We start from the raw sequence: 16,998 nt of genomic DNA, 5'->3' as shown, positions 1-16,998 counted from the left end.
CGCCCTTGCGCCGATGAATATTTCGCGTCTTTTCATCCTGCGGCCGGTCGCGACTTCGTTGCTGATGATCGCGCTGGTGCTGGTCGGCCTGCTGGCGATGAAGTTCCTGCCGGTGTCGTCGCTGCCTTCGGTCGACTACCCGACCATTCAGGTGCAGACCTTCTACCCCGGAGCGAGCCCGACCGTCATGGCCACCACGGTCACGGCGCCGCTCGAAGTGCAGCTCGGCGAGATTCCGGGCCTGCAGCAGATGGTCTCGTACAGTTCCGAGGGCGCCTCGGTCATCACGCTGCAGTTCGATCTCTCGCTCAACCTCGACGTGGCGCAGCAGAACGTGCAGCAGGCCATCAACGCGGCCAACAGCTACTTGCCGAGCGGCCTGCCCGCGCCGCCCACCTACGCCAAGGTGAATCCCGCCGACCAGCCCATTCTCACGCTCGCGCTGACCTCGAAGTCGATGTCGCTCACGCAGTTGCAGGACGCGGCCAACAACCGGCTCGCGATGAAGATTTCCCAGGTGCAGGGCGTGGGTCTCGTGAGCACGGCGGGCGGCCACGTGCCCGCCGTGCGCGTGGAAGCCGACCCGCAAAAGCTTGCCGGCTACGGCCTGAATATCGACGATCTGCGCACGCTGCTCGCCAACGTCAACATCAGCGCGCCGAAGGGCAACTTCGACGGTCCCGAGCTCGACTACACGATCAACTCGAACGACCAGATTTCGGACCCCAAGGATTACGAAGACACGGTCATCGCCTACCAGAACGGCGCGCCCGTGTTCATGCGCGACGTCGCGCGCGTGTCCACGGCGGCCCAGGATGTCGAGCGCGGCGCGTGGTACAACAAAGCGCCCGCCATCGTGCTGAACGTGCAGCGCCAGCCGGGCGCGAACGTGATCGCCACCGTCAACCAGATCATGCGCCAGTTGCCGCAGCTCGAAGCCACGCTGCCCGCCGGCATGAAGGTCACGGTGGTCTCCAACAGCGTGGGGGCGATCCAGGCCTCGGTCAACGACGCGGCGTTCGAACTCGTGCTCGCTGTGGCGCTCGTGGTGGCCGTGATTTTCGTGTTCCTGCGCAATCTGCCCGCCACGATCATTCCGAGCATCTCGGTGCCGGTCTCGTTGATCGGCACGCTCGCGCTCATGTACGAGCTCGGCTACTCGATCGACAACCTCTCGCTGATGGCGCTCATCATCGCCACGGGCTTCGTGGTCGACGACTCGATCGTGATGATCGAGAACATCGTGCGCTATCTGGAAGAAGGTGACAAACCCTTGCAGGCGGCCCTCAAGGGCGCGGGGCAGATCGGCTTCACGATTCTGTCCCTCACGATCTCGCTGATCGCGGTGCTGATTCCCCTGCTGTTCATGGGTGGCGTGATCGGCCGGCTCTTCAGCGAATTCGCGGTCACGCTCGCGGTGACCATCGTGCTCTCGGCCGTGGTCTCGCTCACCGTCGTGCCGATGCTGTGCGCGCGCATCCTGCGCGCCCAGGCCGAGCGCCATCCGAGCCGCTTCGAGCGCGTCAGCGAAGGCCTCTTCAACAAGACGCTCGCCGCCTATGAGCGCGGCCTGCGCTGGGTGCTCGATCACCAGACGCTCACGCTCGCCGTGGCGGTGGCCACGGTCGGGCTCACGGGCCTGCTCTACGTGGCGATTCCCAAGGGTCTCTTCCCGGTGCAGGACGTGGGCGTGATCCAGGGCATCAGCGTGGCCGACAACTCGGTCTCGTATCAGGCGATGGTGCGCCGCCAGTCCGCGCTCGCCGAAGAAATTCTTAAGGACCCCGATGTGGTTTCGCTCACCTCGTACGTGGGCATCGACGGCATCAACAACACGCTCAACAACGGGCGTTTCCTGATCAACCTGAAGCCGCACGACGACCGCGCCGAAACCGCCGAGGAGATCGCGCGGCGCATCCAGCAGTCGGTCGCGAAAGTGCCGGGCATCCGCCTCTATCTGCAGCCCGAGCAGGATCTCACGCTCGACACCACGGTCTCGCGCAACCAGTACAACTTCGTGCTGCGCGGCCCGAACCAGCAGGCGTTCGAGCAATACGTGCCGGCCCTCATCGCGCGCATGAAGCAGATTCCCTCGATTGCCGACGTCACGAGCAACCTGAACACCGACGGCCTGTCCGTGAATGTGCAGGTGAACCGCCAGCTCGCGGCGCGCTACGGCATCACGGCGGCGACCATCGACAACGCGCTCTACGACGCGCTCGGCCAGCGCATCGTCTCGACCATCTTCCAGCAGTCGGACCAGTACCGCGTGATTCTCGTGGCCAAGCCCGAGTCGCTGCCCACGGTGGAATCGATCGGCGACATCTATCTGCCGAGCCAGACCGCCGCCTCGGGCCAGGTGCCGCTCAAAGGCATCGCGACGATCGACATCACGCGCTCGCCGCTGATGATCAGCCACCTTGCGCAATTCCCCTCGGTCACGATCTCGTTCAATCTCGCCGATGGCGCGTCGCTCTCCGCCGCCGTGCGCGACATCCGCAAGGCCGAGGCCGCCGTGCAGCTGCCGCCCTCGATCACCTCGTCGTTCCAGGGCGCGGCGCAGGCGTTCGAAGATTCGCTCTCCAGCGAGATCTATCTGCTGATCGCGGCCATCGTGGCCGTGTATATCGTGCTGGGCGTGCTCTACGAGAGCTATGTCCATCCGGTGACGATTCTTTCGACGCTGCCTTCGGCCGGCATCGGGGCGCTGCTCGCGCTGATGATCGCGGGCAAAGACCTCGACGTGATCGGCATCATCGGCATCGTGCTGCTGATCGGCATTGTGAAAAAGAACGCCATCATGATGGTGGACTTCGCGCTCGAAGCCGAACGCGTGCACGGCAAGCCGCCGCGCGAGGCGATCTTCGAGGCATCGCTGCTGCGCTTCCGGCCGATCCTCATGACCACGCTCGCCGCCATGCTCGGCGCGCTGCCGATGCTGCTCGGCACCGGCACGGGCTCCGAGCTGCGCCGCCCGCTCGGCCTCGCGATCATCGGCGGGCTGACGGTGTCGCAACTGCTCACGCTGTTTACGACGCCCGTGATCTATCTGTTCTTCGACCGGCTCGCCGAGCGCTTCGGGCGCAAGCGCAAGCGCGGCACAAGCGGCGATGAAGCAGGCGGCGCAGATGGCGGCGGTGCACCGCCCGCGCCCGAGGGCACGCCGTGAATCTCTCGGCGCTCTTTATCCGGCGGCCGGTCGCGACCTCGCTTCTCGCGATCGCGATCCTGCTCGCCGGCACGCTGGCGTTTTTCCGGCTGCCCGTGGCGCCGCTGCCCAACATCGCCTTTCCGGTGATCGTGGTGCAGGCCAATATGGCGGGCGCGAGCCCCGAGACCATGGCGGCCACGGTCGCCGAGCCGCTCGAACGGCGCCTGGGCACCATCGCCGACGTGAGCCAGCTCACTTCGATCAACAATACGGGATCATCACTGATCGTCGTGGTATTCGGCCTGAACCGCGATATCAACGGCGCGGCGCGCGACGTGGAAGCGGCCATCCAGGCCGCCCGCGCCGACCTGCCCACCACGCTGCGCAGCAACCCCACCTACCGGCAGTACAACCCCGCGAGCGCGCCGATCATGGTGCTCGCGCTCACCTCCGATACGCTCACCAAGGCCCAGCTCTACGACTCCGCCGATTCGGTCATCATGCAGCAGCTCTCGCAGGTGGACGGCGTGGGCCAGATCACGCTGGGCGGCGGCGCGCTGCCTTCGGTGCGCGTGGAGCTGGAGCCCGGCAAGCTCAATAGCTACGGCATCGGGCTCGAAGACGTGCGCGCCGCCATCGGCGCGGCCAATGCGAACAGCGCAAAAGGCCATATCGATCAGGGCGAGCAGCGCTTCGTGGTGACATCGAACGACCAGATCAGCAACGCCGCGCCGTTTCGCGACATCGTCATCGCCTACCGCAACGGCGCGCCCGTGTATCTGCGCGACGTGGGCGCCGTGAACGACTCCAACGAGAACATCCGCAATGCCGGTCTCTTCAACAGCAAGTCGGCGGTGCTCGTGATCGTCTACCCGATGCCGGGCAGCAACGTCGTGAAGACCGTGCAGCAGATCCAGGCACGCCTGCCCTATATCGAGGCCGCGCTGCCCGGCACGATCAAGGTGAACGTGGCGATCGACCGCTCCCAGGCGGTGCGCGACTCGGTGGCCGACACCGAGCGCACGCTGTTTATCGCCGTGCTGCTCGTGATCGGCGTGGTGTTCGTGTTCCTGCTCTCGCCGCGCGCGACGCTCATTCCGGCCGTGGCGCTGCCGCTGTCCATCGTGGGCTCGTTCGGGCCGATGTACCTGCTCGGCTACAGCATCGACTCGCTCTCGCTGATGGCGCTCACCATCGGCACCGGCTTCGTGGTGGACGACGCCGTGGTGGTGCTCGAAAACATCGTGCGCCATATCGAGGCCGGGCTCGATCCCAAGGAAGCCGCGCTGCGCGGCGCGGGCGAAGTGGGCTTCACAGTGCTCTCGATGAGCCTCTCGCTGATCGCCGTGTTCCTGCCGATCCTGCTGATGCCGGGCATCGTCGGCCTGCTCTTTCATGAGTTCGCGATGACGCTCTCCATCGCGATCGTCATTTCGCTCGTGGTCTCGCTCACCGTCACGCCGGCCATGTGCGCCTATGTGCTAGAGCGCGAGCGCAAGAAGCGCAAGCCCTCGCGCTCGGCCCAGTGGATCAACGCGCAGTTCGAACATTTCAAGCAGTTTTATTCGCGCACGCTCGACGTCGCGCTCAATCATGCTCGGCTCACGATCTTCATCCTGTTCGCCTTGCTGGTCGGCAATGTGTTTCTTGCGCGCCTGCTCCCCGGCACCTTCTTTCCGGAGCAGGACACGGGCATCCTGATCGGCCAGATCATCGCCGACCAGAGCATCTCGTTCACGGCGATGGAAAAGAAGCTCGCGCAATTGCAGGACATCGTGCAGAAAGATCCGGCCGTGGAATCGGTCGCGGGCTTCACGGGCGGACGCGCGCTCAACTCGGCCACGGTCTTCATCGAGCTCAAGCCGCTCGCGCAACGCAAGCTTTCCGCCACCGAAGTCGTGAACCGCTTGCGGCCCAAGCTCAACGCGGTGTCGGGCGCGCGCCTGTTCCTCCAGGCGCAGCAGGATCTGCAGATCGGCGGGCGGCAATCGGCAGCCGAATATCAGTACACGCTCACGAGCGACGACGCCGACGCGCTCTTCAAATGGACGCCCAGGCTCATCGACGAGCTGAACAAGCACCACGGCACCCTTACCGACGTGAACTCGGACTTGCAGCAAAACGGCCTGCAAACCTATGTCACGGTGAACCGCGCGACGGCCAAGCGCTACGGCTTCGATCCGAACCAGATCGACAACGTGCTCTATGACGCGTTCGGACAGCGCGCCGTCTCCACCATCTACAACCCCATCAACCAGTACTTCGTGGTGATGGAGGTGGCGCCGCAGTACTGGCAGTATCCGCAGTCGTTCAACCACATCTTCCTGAGCACGGCGGCAGGCAACGCGAGCGGCGCGGCCACCACGCAAATGCCGGGCACGACGATGTCGGGCGTCAAACCCTATAGCGCGATCACCGCCGCCAGCACCACCGTCAGCAATACCAATGAACGCAACGCCAACGCCGTGGCCAACGTGCAGAACAACTCGATCGCCAACAGCAAGGGCGGCAGTTCGAGCGGCAGCGCGAACAGCACCGCCGCGGAAACCATGGTGCCCCTCACCGCGCTCATGAACTGGACCACCGGCCACACGGCCACCCAGGTCAATCACCAGAGCGGCGAGGTGGCGGGCACGATCTCGTTCAACCTGCCCAAGGGCGGCTCGCTCTCCGAGGCGGGCAAGATCATCGAGCAGGCCAAGCGCGACATCGGCATGCCCGCTTCCATCCACGGAGAGTTCGCGGGCGCGGCGCAGGCCTACGCGCAATCGATGGGCACGGTGCCGCTGATCATTCTCGCGGCGCTCGGCGTGGTCTATATCGTGCTGGGCGTGCTCTACGAGAACACCATCCACCCGCTCACGATTCTTTCGACGCTGCCTTCGGCCGGCATCGGCGCGATTCTGGCGATGCTGATCTTCGGCACGCCGTTCTCGGTCATTGCGATGATCGGCATCATCCTGCTGATCGGCATCGTGAAGAAGAACGGCATCATGATGGTGGACGTGGCGATCCAGTTGCAGCGCAGCGAAGGCCGTAACGCGCGCGACGCGATTCACGAAGCCGCCGTGGTGCGACTGCGCCCGATCATGATGACGACCTTCGCCGCCGTGCTGGGCGCGGCACCGCTTGCCGTGGGCATTGGCCAGGGCGCCTCGCTGCGCCAGCCGCTTGGCGTGACCGTGATGGGCGGCCTGCTCCTCTCCCAGCTTTTCACTCTTTACACCACGCCCGTGATCTATCTGTTCCTCGACCGCCTGCGCGCACGCCTCGCACGCTGGGCCGCACGCCTGCCCTGGAACCGCCGCCAGGCCGATGAGAGTGCACCATGAAGACGATTCACCGCCGGGGGCGGCGCAAAGCCCCGCTTGAATTCGTGCCGCGCATGCGCGCAACAGGCCGATTGCTGCCGCTTGCGCTGGCCGCATCCCTCACGTTCCTCGCGAGCGGCTGCATGGTGGGCCCCGACTACCAGCGCCCGCAAGTCGCCGTGCCCACGCAATGGAAGGAACTGCCCGGCTGGACCCAGGCCGAGCCCGCCGACGCCGAAGGCCCGAAGGGCGAATGGTGGACCGCGTTCCAGGATCCGCTGCTCGACGAACTCGAGCCGCTCGTGGCCGTCTCGAACCAGACCGTGCGGCAAAGCTACGCGAACTACCAGCAGGCACTGGCCGAAGTGCGCATCGCGCGCGCGAGCCTCTTTCCCGCGCTGGGCGTGACGGGTTCCGCCGCGCGTGAGCGTTCGTCCCGCACCACGCAAAGCAACCGGGCGCTCATTGTCAACTCGGGCTCGCTGGAAGCCAGCGTGAGCTGGGAACCGGACTTCTGGGGCAAGGTGCGCCGCCAGATCGAGGAACAATCGGCCACCGCGCAGGCCAGCGAAGCCATGCTCGCCAATGCTCAGCTATCCGAACAGATTGCGCTCGCCAATGCCGTGATCGACCTGCGCGTGACGGATGCCGACATCGATCTGCTCACGCAAACCGTGGCGGCCTACGAGGCTTCGCTGCGCGTGGTGAGCAACCAGGACAGCGCGGGCACGATCCCGCCTTCCGACCTCATCACGGCACGCACGCAGCTGGAGAACGCCCAGGCCAGCCTGATCGCGCTGGGCGTCGCGCGCGCGCAGTACGAGCATGCCATCGCGGTGCTGGTGGGCCGCAATCCCGAGGACATGACGATCCCGCACAGCACGCGGCTCCCGGTGCTGCCGGCGATTCCCGCTGGCGTGCCGTCCACGCTGCTGCAGCGGCGCCCCGACATCGCCACGGCGGAGCGCCAGATGGCCTCGGCGAATGCGTCCATCGGCGTGGCCGTAGCCGCGTATTACCCGAACATCTCGCTTTCGGCGTTCGACGGCTTCACGCAGGCGCCGCTTTCTGGCCTGCTGCACATCAGCAACTATGTGTGGTCGCTCGGCGCGAGCGCAACACAGACGATCTTCGACGGCGGCGCGCGCAGCGGCGAAGTGGCGGCGGCGCGCGCGAGCTACGATGCGGCGGTGGCCAACTATCGCGGCACCGTGCTCACGGCGTTCCAGAACGTCGAGAACGATCTCTCGGGGCTGCGCATTCTCGCGCAGCAGAGCGAGTGGCTGGACGCCGCCGTGCGCGATTCGATCCGCGGCGCGCAGATAGCGCTGAATGAGTATGAGGCGGGCACGGTCGACTACACCACGGTAGTGACAGCGCAAACCACCCAGTTGAGCACGCAACAAAATTCGCTCAACGTGCAGCAGCAGCGGCTGCTCAATGCGGCGGCGCTGATCGGCGACCTGGGCGGCGGATGGACGGGCGTGCTGCACGATCCCCGCCATCCCGATCGGGCGGCGGCGAATCCAGCATCCAATCAGACTGCGGCAGCAAGCGTGGATACCGCCGCCGCGCCCAATGCTATGGCACCCGCAAACCCCAACAAACCAGGGCAGTCGCCAAGCCCGTGACATCGCACACCGCCGTGCACGGCATGCGATGCTGAACGCTTACGCCAGCTCGGTGAAAACCGCTTGCGCAGCCAGACGCGATTTCGGCAGCTTCGCGTTGAAATCGTCGGCGCTGCGGTAGCCAAGGCCGATCACGACGAGCGCGGTCAGTCCCTTCGCGGCCAGCCCGAGTTCTTCGTCGAGCACTTTCGCATCGAAGCCTTCCATCGGGCAGGCGTCGATTTCGAGCGTCGATGCGCCGATCAACAGCGTGCCGAGCGCAAGGTAAGCCTGCTTCTCCATCCACGCCGGCAGATCCGCGCGCTCGCGATGCAGGTTCACGTAGAAGGCGCGGGTGTTCTGCTGGCCCGCTTTCGCCTCGGCGCTCGCGAAGCGGCCATCGGCCTCTTCCTGCGCGAGCACGGCGTTCAGATGCGCCTCGTCCATGTCGGTGCGCACGCACAACACGAGAACGTGCGAAGCGCGCATCACCTTCGGTTCGTTATAGGCGTAGCCCGGCTGCATGGACTTCGCCACGCGCGCACGCGCCGCGTCGCTTTCGGCCACCACGAAGTGCCACGGCTGCGAGTTCACCGAAGAGGGGCTGAAGCGGATCAGTTCCTTGAGCTCATCGATAACGGCGGCCGGAATCTTGCGGGTGGAATCGAAAGCCTTGGTGGCATGGCGCGCTTTCGCGAAACGGGTGAGGTTCAACTGGGTTCTCCTGTGCCGGCCAGAGTGAGCGCTTCAGCACTAACGCTGGTCCCATACAAAGTCGTCTAACGTCGGCCGCCAGGGCGGCGGCAAGGCCGGTATGCTACCAGCATGTGCGATGGGACGTGCAAGCAAAGCGCACGGCCAGGCGCTATGCTACGGGCTGCCCGTTGCTCGCCAACGCCTTTCAATCCATACATCGAGGAACCCCATGACACACCCCGCCGGCTCCATGATCAGCTTCAATCGCCCCGATGGCCAATCGCTCCAGGGCTATCTCGCCACGCCCGCGAAGACCGAGGGCGCGCCCGCCATCGTCGTGATCCAGGAATGGTGGGGCTTGAACGACCAGATTCGCGGCGTGGCCGACCGCCTCGCACAAGCGGGCTACTACGCGCTCGTGCCCGACCTCTACCGCGGCAAGAGCACCGTCGAAGAGGAAGAGGCGCACCACCTGATGACGGGCCTCGATTTCGCCGATGCCGCCTCGCAGGACATCCGTGGCGCGGTCGATCACCTCAAGACGCTGACCGATCGCGTCGGCGTGAGCGGCTACTGCATGGGCGGCGCGCTCACGCTGCTCGCCGCGAACATGATTCCGGACCTCGCGGGCGTCGTGGTGTGGTACGGCTTTCCGCCGCTCGAATATCTCGACGCGAGCAAGATCACCGCGCCGGTGCTGGGCCATTGGGGCACGCAGGACGGCTTCTTCAAGATCGAGACCGTCGACGAGCTCGAAAAGAAGCTGCGCGACGGCGGCGTGAACGTCGAGTTCCACCGCTACCTGGCTTACCACGGATTCGCGAACGAGACCGCGGTCGGCCCCGGCCGCATCGCGCACACGCAGTTCGATCCGGTCTGGTCGCAGCGCGCGTGGGATCGCACGCTCACGTTCTGGGGCCGCACGTTGTGGACGCAGCGCTAAGCGCGCGGCGTTTCCCCTAAATTCTCGCGCCGGGCACAGCGCATGCGGCATGGCGCTGCCACGCCGCCCGCACCTCGGCGCCTTGCAACAGGACTTCGCATGAACGATCTTTCCGCCTTCCCCATCAACGCTAAATGGCCCGCGCAACATCCCGAACGCATCCAGCTCTATTCGCTGCCCACGCCCAACGGCGTCAAGGTGTCGATCATGCTCGAGGAAACGGGGCTGCCGTACGAGCCGCATCTGGTTCGCTTCGACACGAATGACCAGATGTCGCCGGAATTCCTCTCGCTCAATCCGAACAACAAGATTCCCGCGATCATCGATCCCAACGGCCCCGGCGGCGCACCGCTGCCGCTGTTCGAGTCGGGCGCGATCCTGATCTACCTCGCCGACAAATGCGGTCAGTTTCTCGCGCGCGAAGGCCGCGAGCGCTACGAGACGATTCAGTGGCTGATGTTCCAGATGGGCGGCATCGGGCCGATGTTCGGCCAGGTGGGTTTCTTCCACAAGTTCGCCGGCAAGGAGTACGAGGACAAGCGCCCGCGCGATCGCTACGTGGCCGAATCGCGCCGCCTCATCGGCGTGCTCGATCAGCATCTAGCGAATCGCCAGTGGATCATGGGCGAGCACTATACGATCGCCGACATGGCGACGTTCCCCTGGGTGCGCAATCTCATCGGCTTCTACGAGGCCGGCGATCTGGTCGGCTTCAAGGATTTCCGTCATGTCGCGCGTGCGCTCGACGCGTTCCTCGCGCGTCCGGCTGTCAAGCGCGGACTGGAGATTCCCGCACGCAATTGATGCGCGCGCAACGGTCTTGAAACGGTCTCAACGGGCGGGTTTCACGCGCGCCAACACGGCGTCCGAGACCTCGCCCGCCGCATGCTCGACGCTCATGCGCTGATCGCCGCGCGCGAGCACGAACTTTGCGGCGGCCACGTAGGGATTGAGTGCAATGGCCGCGCCAGCACCGTGCTTGTTCTCGCTCGAATGCGTTTCGATCACCTGGTAAAGCGGCGCGGGCGCCTGCTTCGCGAGATCGTCGATGGCAACCGCCAGATCGATCTCGACCGCACCCGCGCCATGGCCCACCATCGCGCGGCGCAAGCGGTTGCCTTCGTCGACGTCGAGAAATACGCCACGCACGAGCCAGCCCTGCGCGGGCGGCGCGACGCCGGCGGGCAAGCGCCGTGCATCGACGCCCGCCTTGCGCAAGTCCGCGACCAGCGTATTGGCCATCTGCTCGACGATCTGACGAGCGTGCGCCTGCGAGTCGTCGCGGCGCGCGAGCGGCCGGGGCAGCAGGCTGCCCGCGAGGTGGCGCGCGTTATCCACGGGGTTCTGGTCGGCTGTCACGCTGCCTGCGTCGAGCTCGAAATCGCTCACGTAGACGATCGGCGCCAGCGCGGACACGCTTGCGGCTGCGCCGCTCGTCTGTGCGAACAGCGCCGGCGCAGCCACGCCGAGCCCCATGCACACACATAGCGCAACGCACACGCTTCGATAACCTTTCATCGCAGACTCCCCATTCAAGCGGATCGCACTTATCTTATCCGCCGGGAGCCGAATGCATTTTTCACATGGCGTCACATGCTCATACGTCCGCTCACGCATCAATCGCGCCATAGCGATGCAGGTCTTGCGCGAGTGTTCCGACGTCAACCAACGGCACGCATGCAAGCCCGCGGCCGGTGCGCCTTGCACGTTCGCCTCGCCGTCGTCAACGAAGAATCGTTTCGTGCGGCACGGCGGCCAGTTGCGGAGGCAGCCGAGATCAGCCTGCGCAGCAGGCTTGCCCCCCCGAACGACGCGCTTGCATGAACGCGTCCACTCTGGCCTTCGCTCCGGATCGTGCCCCTAAAACGTCATGCGATTCCAGTTAAACTGCAACTCATGGACACATGCCGTTACTGCGGAAAAATGCGCGACGAGTGGGATTGCCACGGACCGGTCTGCCGTGGCGCAATTGCCCGCGCGCTGCGACGCCATCGCCAGGGCCTGCCAATGGTCGCCAACGTGATCCGCAACGAAATACCCGAGAATGCCAGCACGGGCGAGGTCATCCACGTCCTCTCGCGCCAGCGCATGCGCGCGCGCCGCGGCAACGAGGAACGGCGCGAGCGCAAGGCGCTAGAAAACGCCGACGAAACAGGCGGCTCGGCCAACAACTGACCCGGCGATAGATCGGGGCCCCGCTCGTCACGCCATCCAACGCAGCAGTACGAATGATCGTGCTGCGCTCATGCCATACCGAGCCAAACGCGAACGAACGATCATGCGCTTCGCGCCCTATTCAGCGTGCATGCGCAACTGTAAAACCTGGTCAAAACACAGGGAAAACACTCCCGTCAATTTTCCAATATGCGTTGTTCACCGGATGGATTCGCCCTTGCTTCTGTGCGAGATTGAACGGGCGCTATCGCGCACGCCACCTTTCCAGGTGCGGAACCCCAACCACTCTCAAGGGGGACAGCATGCAAGACGTTCTTCCTCCCGGAGCCGTGCTTCCAGATCCTTTGCACATGCTTTGCATGTCTAATCAAATTGGCGAAAGCCTCTGCGCGGGACCGCGCCCGCTCGCGTCATGACGGCCCCGCAAATCGTCGTGCTTGGCGCGGGGCCGGCGGGCGCCAGCGTGGCGCGCGCGCTCGCCACGCTCGGCTACGCGGTCACCGTGGTGAGCGAACGGCGCCGTTTCGACGCTGTGGAAAGCCTCTCCCTGCACGCGCTCGGCGGACTGCGCCGTGCTGGCCTGTTGCGTGCCGCCCTGTGCGCACAAGGACCGAGCGTGCGCACCACGCTCTGGAACGGCGCCATGCAGACGGCCAACGCGGACTTTCTGGTCGACCGGCACGCGTTCGATGCGGCCCTGCGCGACGATCTGCGTGAAGCAGGCGTCGAAATCGTGGAGGCCGCGGTGCGTTCGGTACAAACCACGGCGCACACGCACGACCTGATGATCGAGACCGCCGATGGGCCGCTCTCGCTGAATGCCGACTTTCTCGTCGAGGCGCGCGGCCGGCTTGCGCCGCTCATGCGCGACGCCACGCGCGGTCCGCAAACGCTGAGCCTGCTCAACGTCTGGCAAGGTGCGGCCGCCTCTGCCGCTAGCGCCGGCTCGGCCGTGGAAAGCCTGCAGGACGGCTGGGCGTGGATGGCGCGCCTGCCGGACGGCCGCTGCTATTGGCAGATGACACTCGACGTCGCGTGCGCGGAGCTGCCGCAACGCGACGAGCTGCTCGCATTCTGCGCTCGCAAGCGGCGCTCGCCGCTTGCGAGCGCGTTTTTCGCCAGCGATACGGGCGCGCACGCACGGCTTCATGCGCGCAGCAGCACAGCCACGCTGTGCGGGCGCGCCGGCGCGCGCAACTGGTTGCGTGTGGGCGACGCCGCGATGGCCGTCGATCCGCTCGCGGGCAACGGCATCTTGCAGTCGCTCTCATCGGCCTTGCAGGCGCCCGCCGTGATTCACACGCTCATTAGCCGCCCCGAGCGCGCCGATCTCGCACTGCGCTTTCACCAACAACGCATCGAGCACCTGTTCAGGCACTTCGCCCGCACCGGCCGCGACGTCTACGCGCTCGAGCAGCGCTTTGGCGCAGCCCCCTTCTGGCAGGCGCGCAGCCAATGGCCGGACGACGAGCGCACGCATCAGGTTCGCGATTTCGGCCAGCTTGCCATCGCCCGCGCGCCGGTGATCGACGGCGATCTCATCGCCGAGGCCGACGTCGTCGTGAGCCCCGATCAACCACTTGGCGTCTGGCATCTCCAGGGCGTGCCGCTCGCGCCCATCGTTCAGGCGCTCATGCACGAGAACGCGCGTGAAAATCCACATGAAAGCGCGCACGAAGCGCTTAAATCCCTCGATGCCGACGCCGCCCACACGATTCGCCAGTGGCTCGTCGCGCAGGGTTATCCGCACGCGCTCGCCTGATACGGCTCCGGCAAAAACACACCAAGTTGCCTAAGCTTGCGCGCTGTCGTCCGCCTTCAGGAAATCGACAAACGTCCGAAGCGGCGCGGGCAAATGGCGCCTGCCCGGATAGTAGAGAAACGGCCCGGAAAACTGCGGCCACCAGTCGGGCAGCAGCGGTTCCAGCGCGCCGCTTGCAAAATGCGGCTTGAGCATGTCCTCGAATAGCGCGATCACGCCCGCGCCGCGCAACGCCATCTCCATCGCGAGATCGAGCGCCGCTGCGGGTTTCACCACGAGCGCGCCGGGCGGGTCGACGCGCAGCGTCTCGCCATCGCGCGCGTATTCCCAGACCGCCATCGCGCCTCCCGAAAAACGCACGCGCAAACAAACGTGCCCGAGCAGGTCGCGCGGATGCGTGGGGCTGCCATGCACGGCGAGATACGCGGGCGACGCCGCCGTCGCGAAGCGCTGCACGCGCGGGCCGATCGGAATCGCGATCATGTCCTGCTCGAGCCGCTCGTCATAGCGAATGCCCGCGTCGCAACCCGCCTGTAGCACGTCGACGAAGCCATCCTCCACCACCACTTCCACGCGAATCTCGGGGTACGCAGCCACGAACCGCGTGAGGATCGGCGGCAGAATGCTGCGCGCCACATTGGCGGGCACGTTCAGGCGCAGCACGCCCGCCGGACGGTCGCGATAGCCGTTCAGGACATCGAGCGCGGCTTTCATTTCGGCGAACAGCGGCGTAATCGATTCGAGCAGGCGCTGGCCCGCTTCAGTGGGGGCGACACTGCGCGTGGTGCGGTTCAGGAGGCGCAGGCCGAGCTTCGCCTCGAGCCGGCGCACCGCCGTGCTCAGGCTCGAAGCCGAGACGCCACCCGCGCGCGCCGCGTCGCGAAAGCCGCCCGCGCGCGCAACGGCGGCGAAGGCGGCCAGATCGTTCATTTCGAACGCGGCGGGTGAGGGATTCGCGGGCAGAGGGTTCTCGTGGGTCATGTCGGTTTGGGTGCGGGCGGAGGGGTCCATGACGCATTGTGCGGAATTTCGAACAACCCGTGCGGATCAGGCGGGATTATCCAACAACGCGAACGCGCCCATACTGGCGCCATCCGTTCACGAGGAGCACGACATGCCGCAATCGTCCAGCCAACCTTCCCGCACGTTCGCGTTCGCGGGCCGCACCGTCAACCGCATGGGCTACGGCGCCATGCAACTCGCCGGCCCCGGCGTATTCGGTCCGCCCAGGGACCGCGCGGCGGCGGTTGCCGTGCTGCGCGAGGCGCTCGCGCTCGGCGTGAACCATCTCGACACCAGCGACTTCTACGGCCCGCACGTAACGAACCAGATCATCCGTGAGGCGCTCCATCCCTATGCCGCAGATCTCACGATCGTCACGAAGGTGGGCGCGGTGCGCGATGCCGCGGGCGCGTGGCTGCCCGCTCAGGAGCCCGCCGATATCGAGCGTGCCGTGCAGGACAATTTGCGCAATCTGGGTCTGGATACGCTCGACGTGGTCAATCTGCGCATCATGGGCGATGTCCACAAGCCCGCCGAAGGTCCTGTCGCCAAGCAAATGGAAGCGCTCGCCGCGCTGCGGGAACGCGGCCTCGTGCGCCATATCGGCATCTCCAACGCGACGGCGAATCAGATCGACGAGGCCGGGCGCATTGCCCCGATTGTCTGCGTGCAGAACCACTACAACCTGGTGAACCGCGCCGACGACGCGCTGATCGACTCGCTTGCCACGCGTGGCATTGCCTACGTGCCGTTCTTTCCGCTCGGCGGCTTCACGCCGATCCAGTCGACGGCGCTCGCGCAGATCGCGCAGTCGCTCGACGTCGTGCCGATGACGGTCGCGCTCGCGTGGCTCCTGCATCGCGCGCCCAATATCCTGCTGATCCCGGGCACGTCGTCGCTCGCGCATCTGCGCGAGAACATGCAGGCGCAAACGCTCGAACTGAACGGCGAAGTACTCGCGCGGCTCGACGCAATCGGCAAAACGGGTGCGTGAACCCGGTCGGAGCATTCGAGCGGCGAAAAAAAACCGCGGTCATCGGACCGCGGTAGAAGCTTTCTGCGATGCTTATCGACCGCGTGTGCCGCTTACTCGGGCGGCACACGCGGGAATCACGACGAGCGTTGCACTCAGGTTTGCGAATCCTGTGCCGCATCGCCTGCATCGGCTTGCTGGGTGTCGTCGGCCTGCTTCTCATCCTCTTTCTTCTCGACCATTTTCTCGAGCGCCCCCGCGCCCTCGAAGCCAGCGATCGCCGCGGCCGCCTTGGTCAGGAAGCCGGCATCGGCGTCGACCTTTTCCGTTGCTTCCACCGCCGCAATCGCGCCCGCGACCTTGCCCACTTCATCAAGAATGCCCATTTGATTCCTCCGGTTGATTGCAGTGCGTTTGCCTGAAATTGCCAGGCTTTGCCTGGTTAAAGGCCGTTGCTGCCGCGCGCTGCTTGCCTGCATCCAGGCTGCATGCCCAGAGCAGCGGGCGTTGATGCATTCTGGGCTCGCGCGGTACGCACGGCAATCATATCGCTCAAGAACTGACAATGGTTAACGGTTGATAATGCTTCGAATTACTTACGATACTTTCGTTTTTTTCTTCTTGCCTACGTCTCGAATACAAAATCATTTAACCGCTTGCGCCTTTCAGTCCACGAGGGCTGGCATAATTCAGGTTTTGCTTTTTAAGCCGGTTGTCGCTATGAGTCTCCATACCTGGTGGCTGTTCCTCGCTACTGTCTTCGTCGTCTGCGCCATTCCTGGCCCCAATATGCTGCTGATCATGTCGCACGGCGCGCAATACGGCCTGCGCCGCACGAGCGCGACCATGGGCGGCTGCCTCTCCGCACTCGTGCTGATGCTGGCCGTTTCGGCCGCCGGCCTGGGCGCGGTCCTCCAGGCGTGGCCGACCCTGTTCAATGCGCTGCGCATCGTTGGCGCGGCCTATCTGGTCTATCTGGGCGTGAAGGCGTGGCGCTCGCCGGTGAGCGAAAGCAGCGCCGGCGCCAGCGACGCCATGACCGAAGCGCCCGCTACTCGTATTTCGCGTTCGCCGGGCGCGCTGTTTCGCAACGGCTTCCTCGTCGGCGGCAGCAACCCCAAAGCCATCCTGTTCGCAGCCGCACTGCTGCCGCAGTTCATCGACGCGAGCCGTCCCACGCTGCCCCAGTTCGGCGTGCTGGTGACGACCTTCGCGGTATGCGAGGTGAGCTGGTATCTGGTCTATGCGAGTTTTGGCACGCGCATCGGTGCGACGCTCAAGAGCCGTCGCGTGGCAAAGGCGTTCAACCGCGTGACGGGCGGCGTGTTCGTCGGCTTCGGCGCGATGATGGCGCTCATGCGCCAGTAAGCTAAGA

General features: G+C 65.4%; 13 protein-coding genes. 9 read left to right on the top strand and 4 right to left on the bottom strand.

Going from position 1 to position 16,998, the window contains the following annotated elements; all coding sequences use genetic code 11:
• Positions 1 to 13: 13 nt before the first annotated feature.
• Genes PWP93_RS29910 through PWP93_RS29900 form a run of 3 tightly spaced genes read left to right on the top strand, consistent with a single transcriptional unit; the run spans position 14 to position 8,093 of the window.
• A complete protein-coding gene (locus PWP93_RS29910; protein WP_421047250.1) occupies positions 14 to 3,169 on the top strand; it encodes an efflux RND transporter permease subunit in 3,156 nt (1,051 codons plus the stop codon).
• Positions 3,166 to 6,483, top strand: coding sequence for an efflux RND transporter permease subunit (locus PWP93_RS29905; protein ID WP_421047249.1), 3,318 nt, complete (start codon positions 3,166 to 3,168; stop codon positions 6,481 to 6,483). Before PWP93_RS29910 ends, PWP93_RS29905 begins: the two co-directional genes overlap by 4 nt.
• Before the next feature lie 53 nt (positions 6,484 to 6,536).
• Positions 6,537 to 8,093: an efflux transporter outer membrane subunit gene (locus tag PWP93_RS29900; RefSeq protein ID WP_421047706.1), complete on the top strand. Its 1,557-nt coding sequence runs from the start codon at positions 6,537 to 6,539 to the stop codon at positions 8,091 to 8,093.
• 39 nt (positions 8,094 to 8,132) lie between these two features.
• Here the strand turns inward: PWP93_RS29900 and nfsB are convergent, their stop codons facing one another.
• On the bottom strand, positions 8,133 to 8,786 hold the full coding sequence (gene nfsB / locus PWP93_RS29895) for an oxygen-insensitive NAD(P)H nitroreductase (RefSeq protein WP_421047248.1): 654 nt from the start codon (positions 8,784 to 8,786) through the stop codon (positions 8,133 to 8,135).
• Positions 8,787 to 8,997: 211 nt separating this feature from the next.
• Here nfsB and PWP93_RS29890 point away from each other — a divergent pair, with 211 nt between their 5' ends.
• Positions 8,998 to 9,711: a dienelactone hydrolase family protein gene (locus tag PWP93_RS29890; RefSeq protein ID WP_421028507.1), complete on the top strand. Its 714-nt coding sequence runs from the start codon at positions 8,998 to 9,000 to the stop codon at positions 9,709 to 9,711.
• A gap of 99 nt (positions 9,712 to 9,810) precedes the next feature.
• Complete coding sequence (locus tag PWP93_RS29885; protein WP_421047247.1) at positions 9,811 to 10,515, top strand: glutathione S-transferase N-terminal domain-containing protein; 705 nt, start codon at positions 9,811 to 9,813, stop codon at positions 10,513 to 10,515.
• Positions 10,516 to 10,542: 27 nt separating this feature from the next.
• On the opposite strand, the gene PWP93_RS29880 is transcribed toward PWP93_RS29885, so the two are convergent.
• Positions 10,543 to 11,229: a DUF4410 domain-containing protein gene (locus tag PWP93_RS29880; protein WP_421047246.1), complete on the bottom strand. Its 687-nt coding sequence runs from the start codon at positions 11,227 to 11,229 to the stop codon at positions 10,543 to 10,545.
• A 378-nt stretch (positions 11,230 to 11,607) separates the two neighbouring features.
• Between PWP93_RS29880 and PWP93_RS29875 the strand changes: the two genes are divergently transcribed.
• A complete protein-coding gene (locus tag PWP93_RS29875; protein ID WP_421047245.1) occupies positions 11,608 to 11,886 on the top strand; it encodes a hypothetical protein in 279 nt (92 codons plus the stop codon).
• Positions 11,887 to 12,298: 412 nt separating this feature from the next.
• On the top strand, positions 12,299 to 13,648 hold the full coding sequence (locus tag PWP93_RS29870; protein WP_421047244.1) for an NAD(P)/FAD-dependent oxidoreductase: 1,350 nt from the start codon (positions 12,299 to 12,301) through the stop codon (positions 13,646 to 13,648).
• A 30-nt stretch (positions 13,649 to 13,678) separates the two neighbouring features.
• Here PWP93_RS29870 and PWP93_RS29865 read toward each other — a convergent pair whose 3' ends face one another.
• Positions 13,679 to 14,629 (bottom strand): LysR substrate-binding domain-containing protein, encoded by a 951-nt coding sequence (locus PWP93_RS29865; protein WP_421047705.1) that lies wholly within the window; start codon positions 14,627 to 14,629, stop codon positions 13,679 to 13,681.
• Positions 14,630 to 14,762: 133 nt separating this feature from the next.
• On the opposite strand from PWP93_RS29865, the gene PWP93_RS29860 reads away from it, so the two are divergent.
• Positions 14,763 to 15,644: an aldo/keto reductase family oxidoreductase gene (locus tag PWP93_RS29860; protein ID WP_421047243.1), complete on the top strand. Its 882-nt coding sequence runs from the start codon at positions 14,763 to 14,765 to the stop codon at positions 15,642 to 15,644.
• A 134-nt stretch (positions 15,645 to 15,778) separates the two neighbouring features.
• Here the strand turns inward: PWP93_RS29860 and PWP93_RS29855 are convergent, their stop codons facing one another.
• Complete coding sequence (locus PWP93_RS29855; protein WP_421028781.1) at positions 15,779 to 16,009, bottom strand: hypothetical protein; 231 nt, start codon at positions 16,007 to 16,009, stop codon at positions 15,779 to 15,781.
• Between the two features lie 334 nt (positions 16,010 to 16,343).
• Here PWP93_RS29855 and PWP93_RS29850 point away from each other — a divergent pair, with 334 nt between their 5' ends.
• The gene (locus tag PWP93_RS29850; protein ID WP_421028501.1) at positions 16,344 to 16,991 is read left to right on the top strand and encodes a LysE family translocator; all 648 of its coding nucleotides are present in this window, start codon (positions 16,344 to 16,346) and stop codon (positions 16,989 to 16,991) included.
• Positions 16,992 to 16,998 lie beyond the last annotated feature (7 nt).

The sequence above is a fragment of the Paraburkholderia sp. A1RI-2L genome, assembly GCF_048957375.1.
Lineage (GTDB): Bacteria > Pseudomonadota > Gammaproteobacteria > Burkholderiales > Burkholderiaceae > Paraburkholderia.
This window is presented reverse-complemented; position numbering and strand designations above follow the sequence as displayed.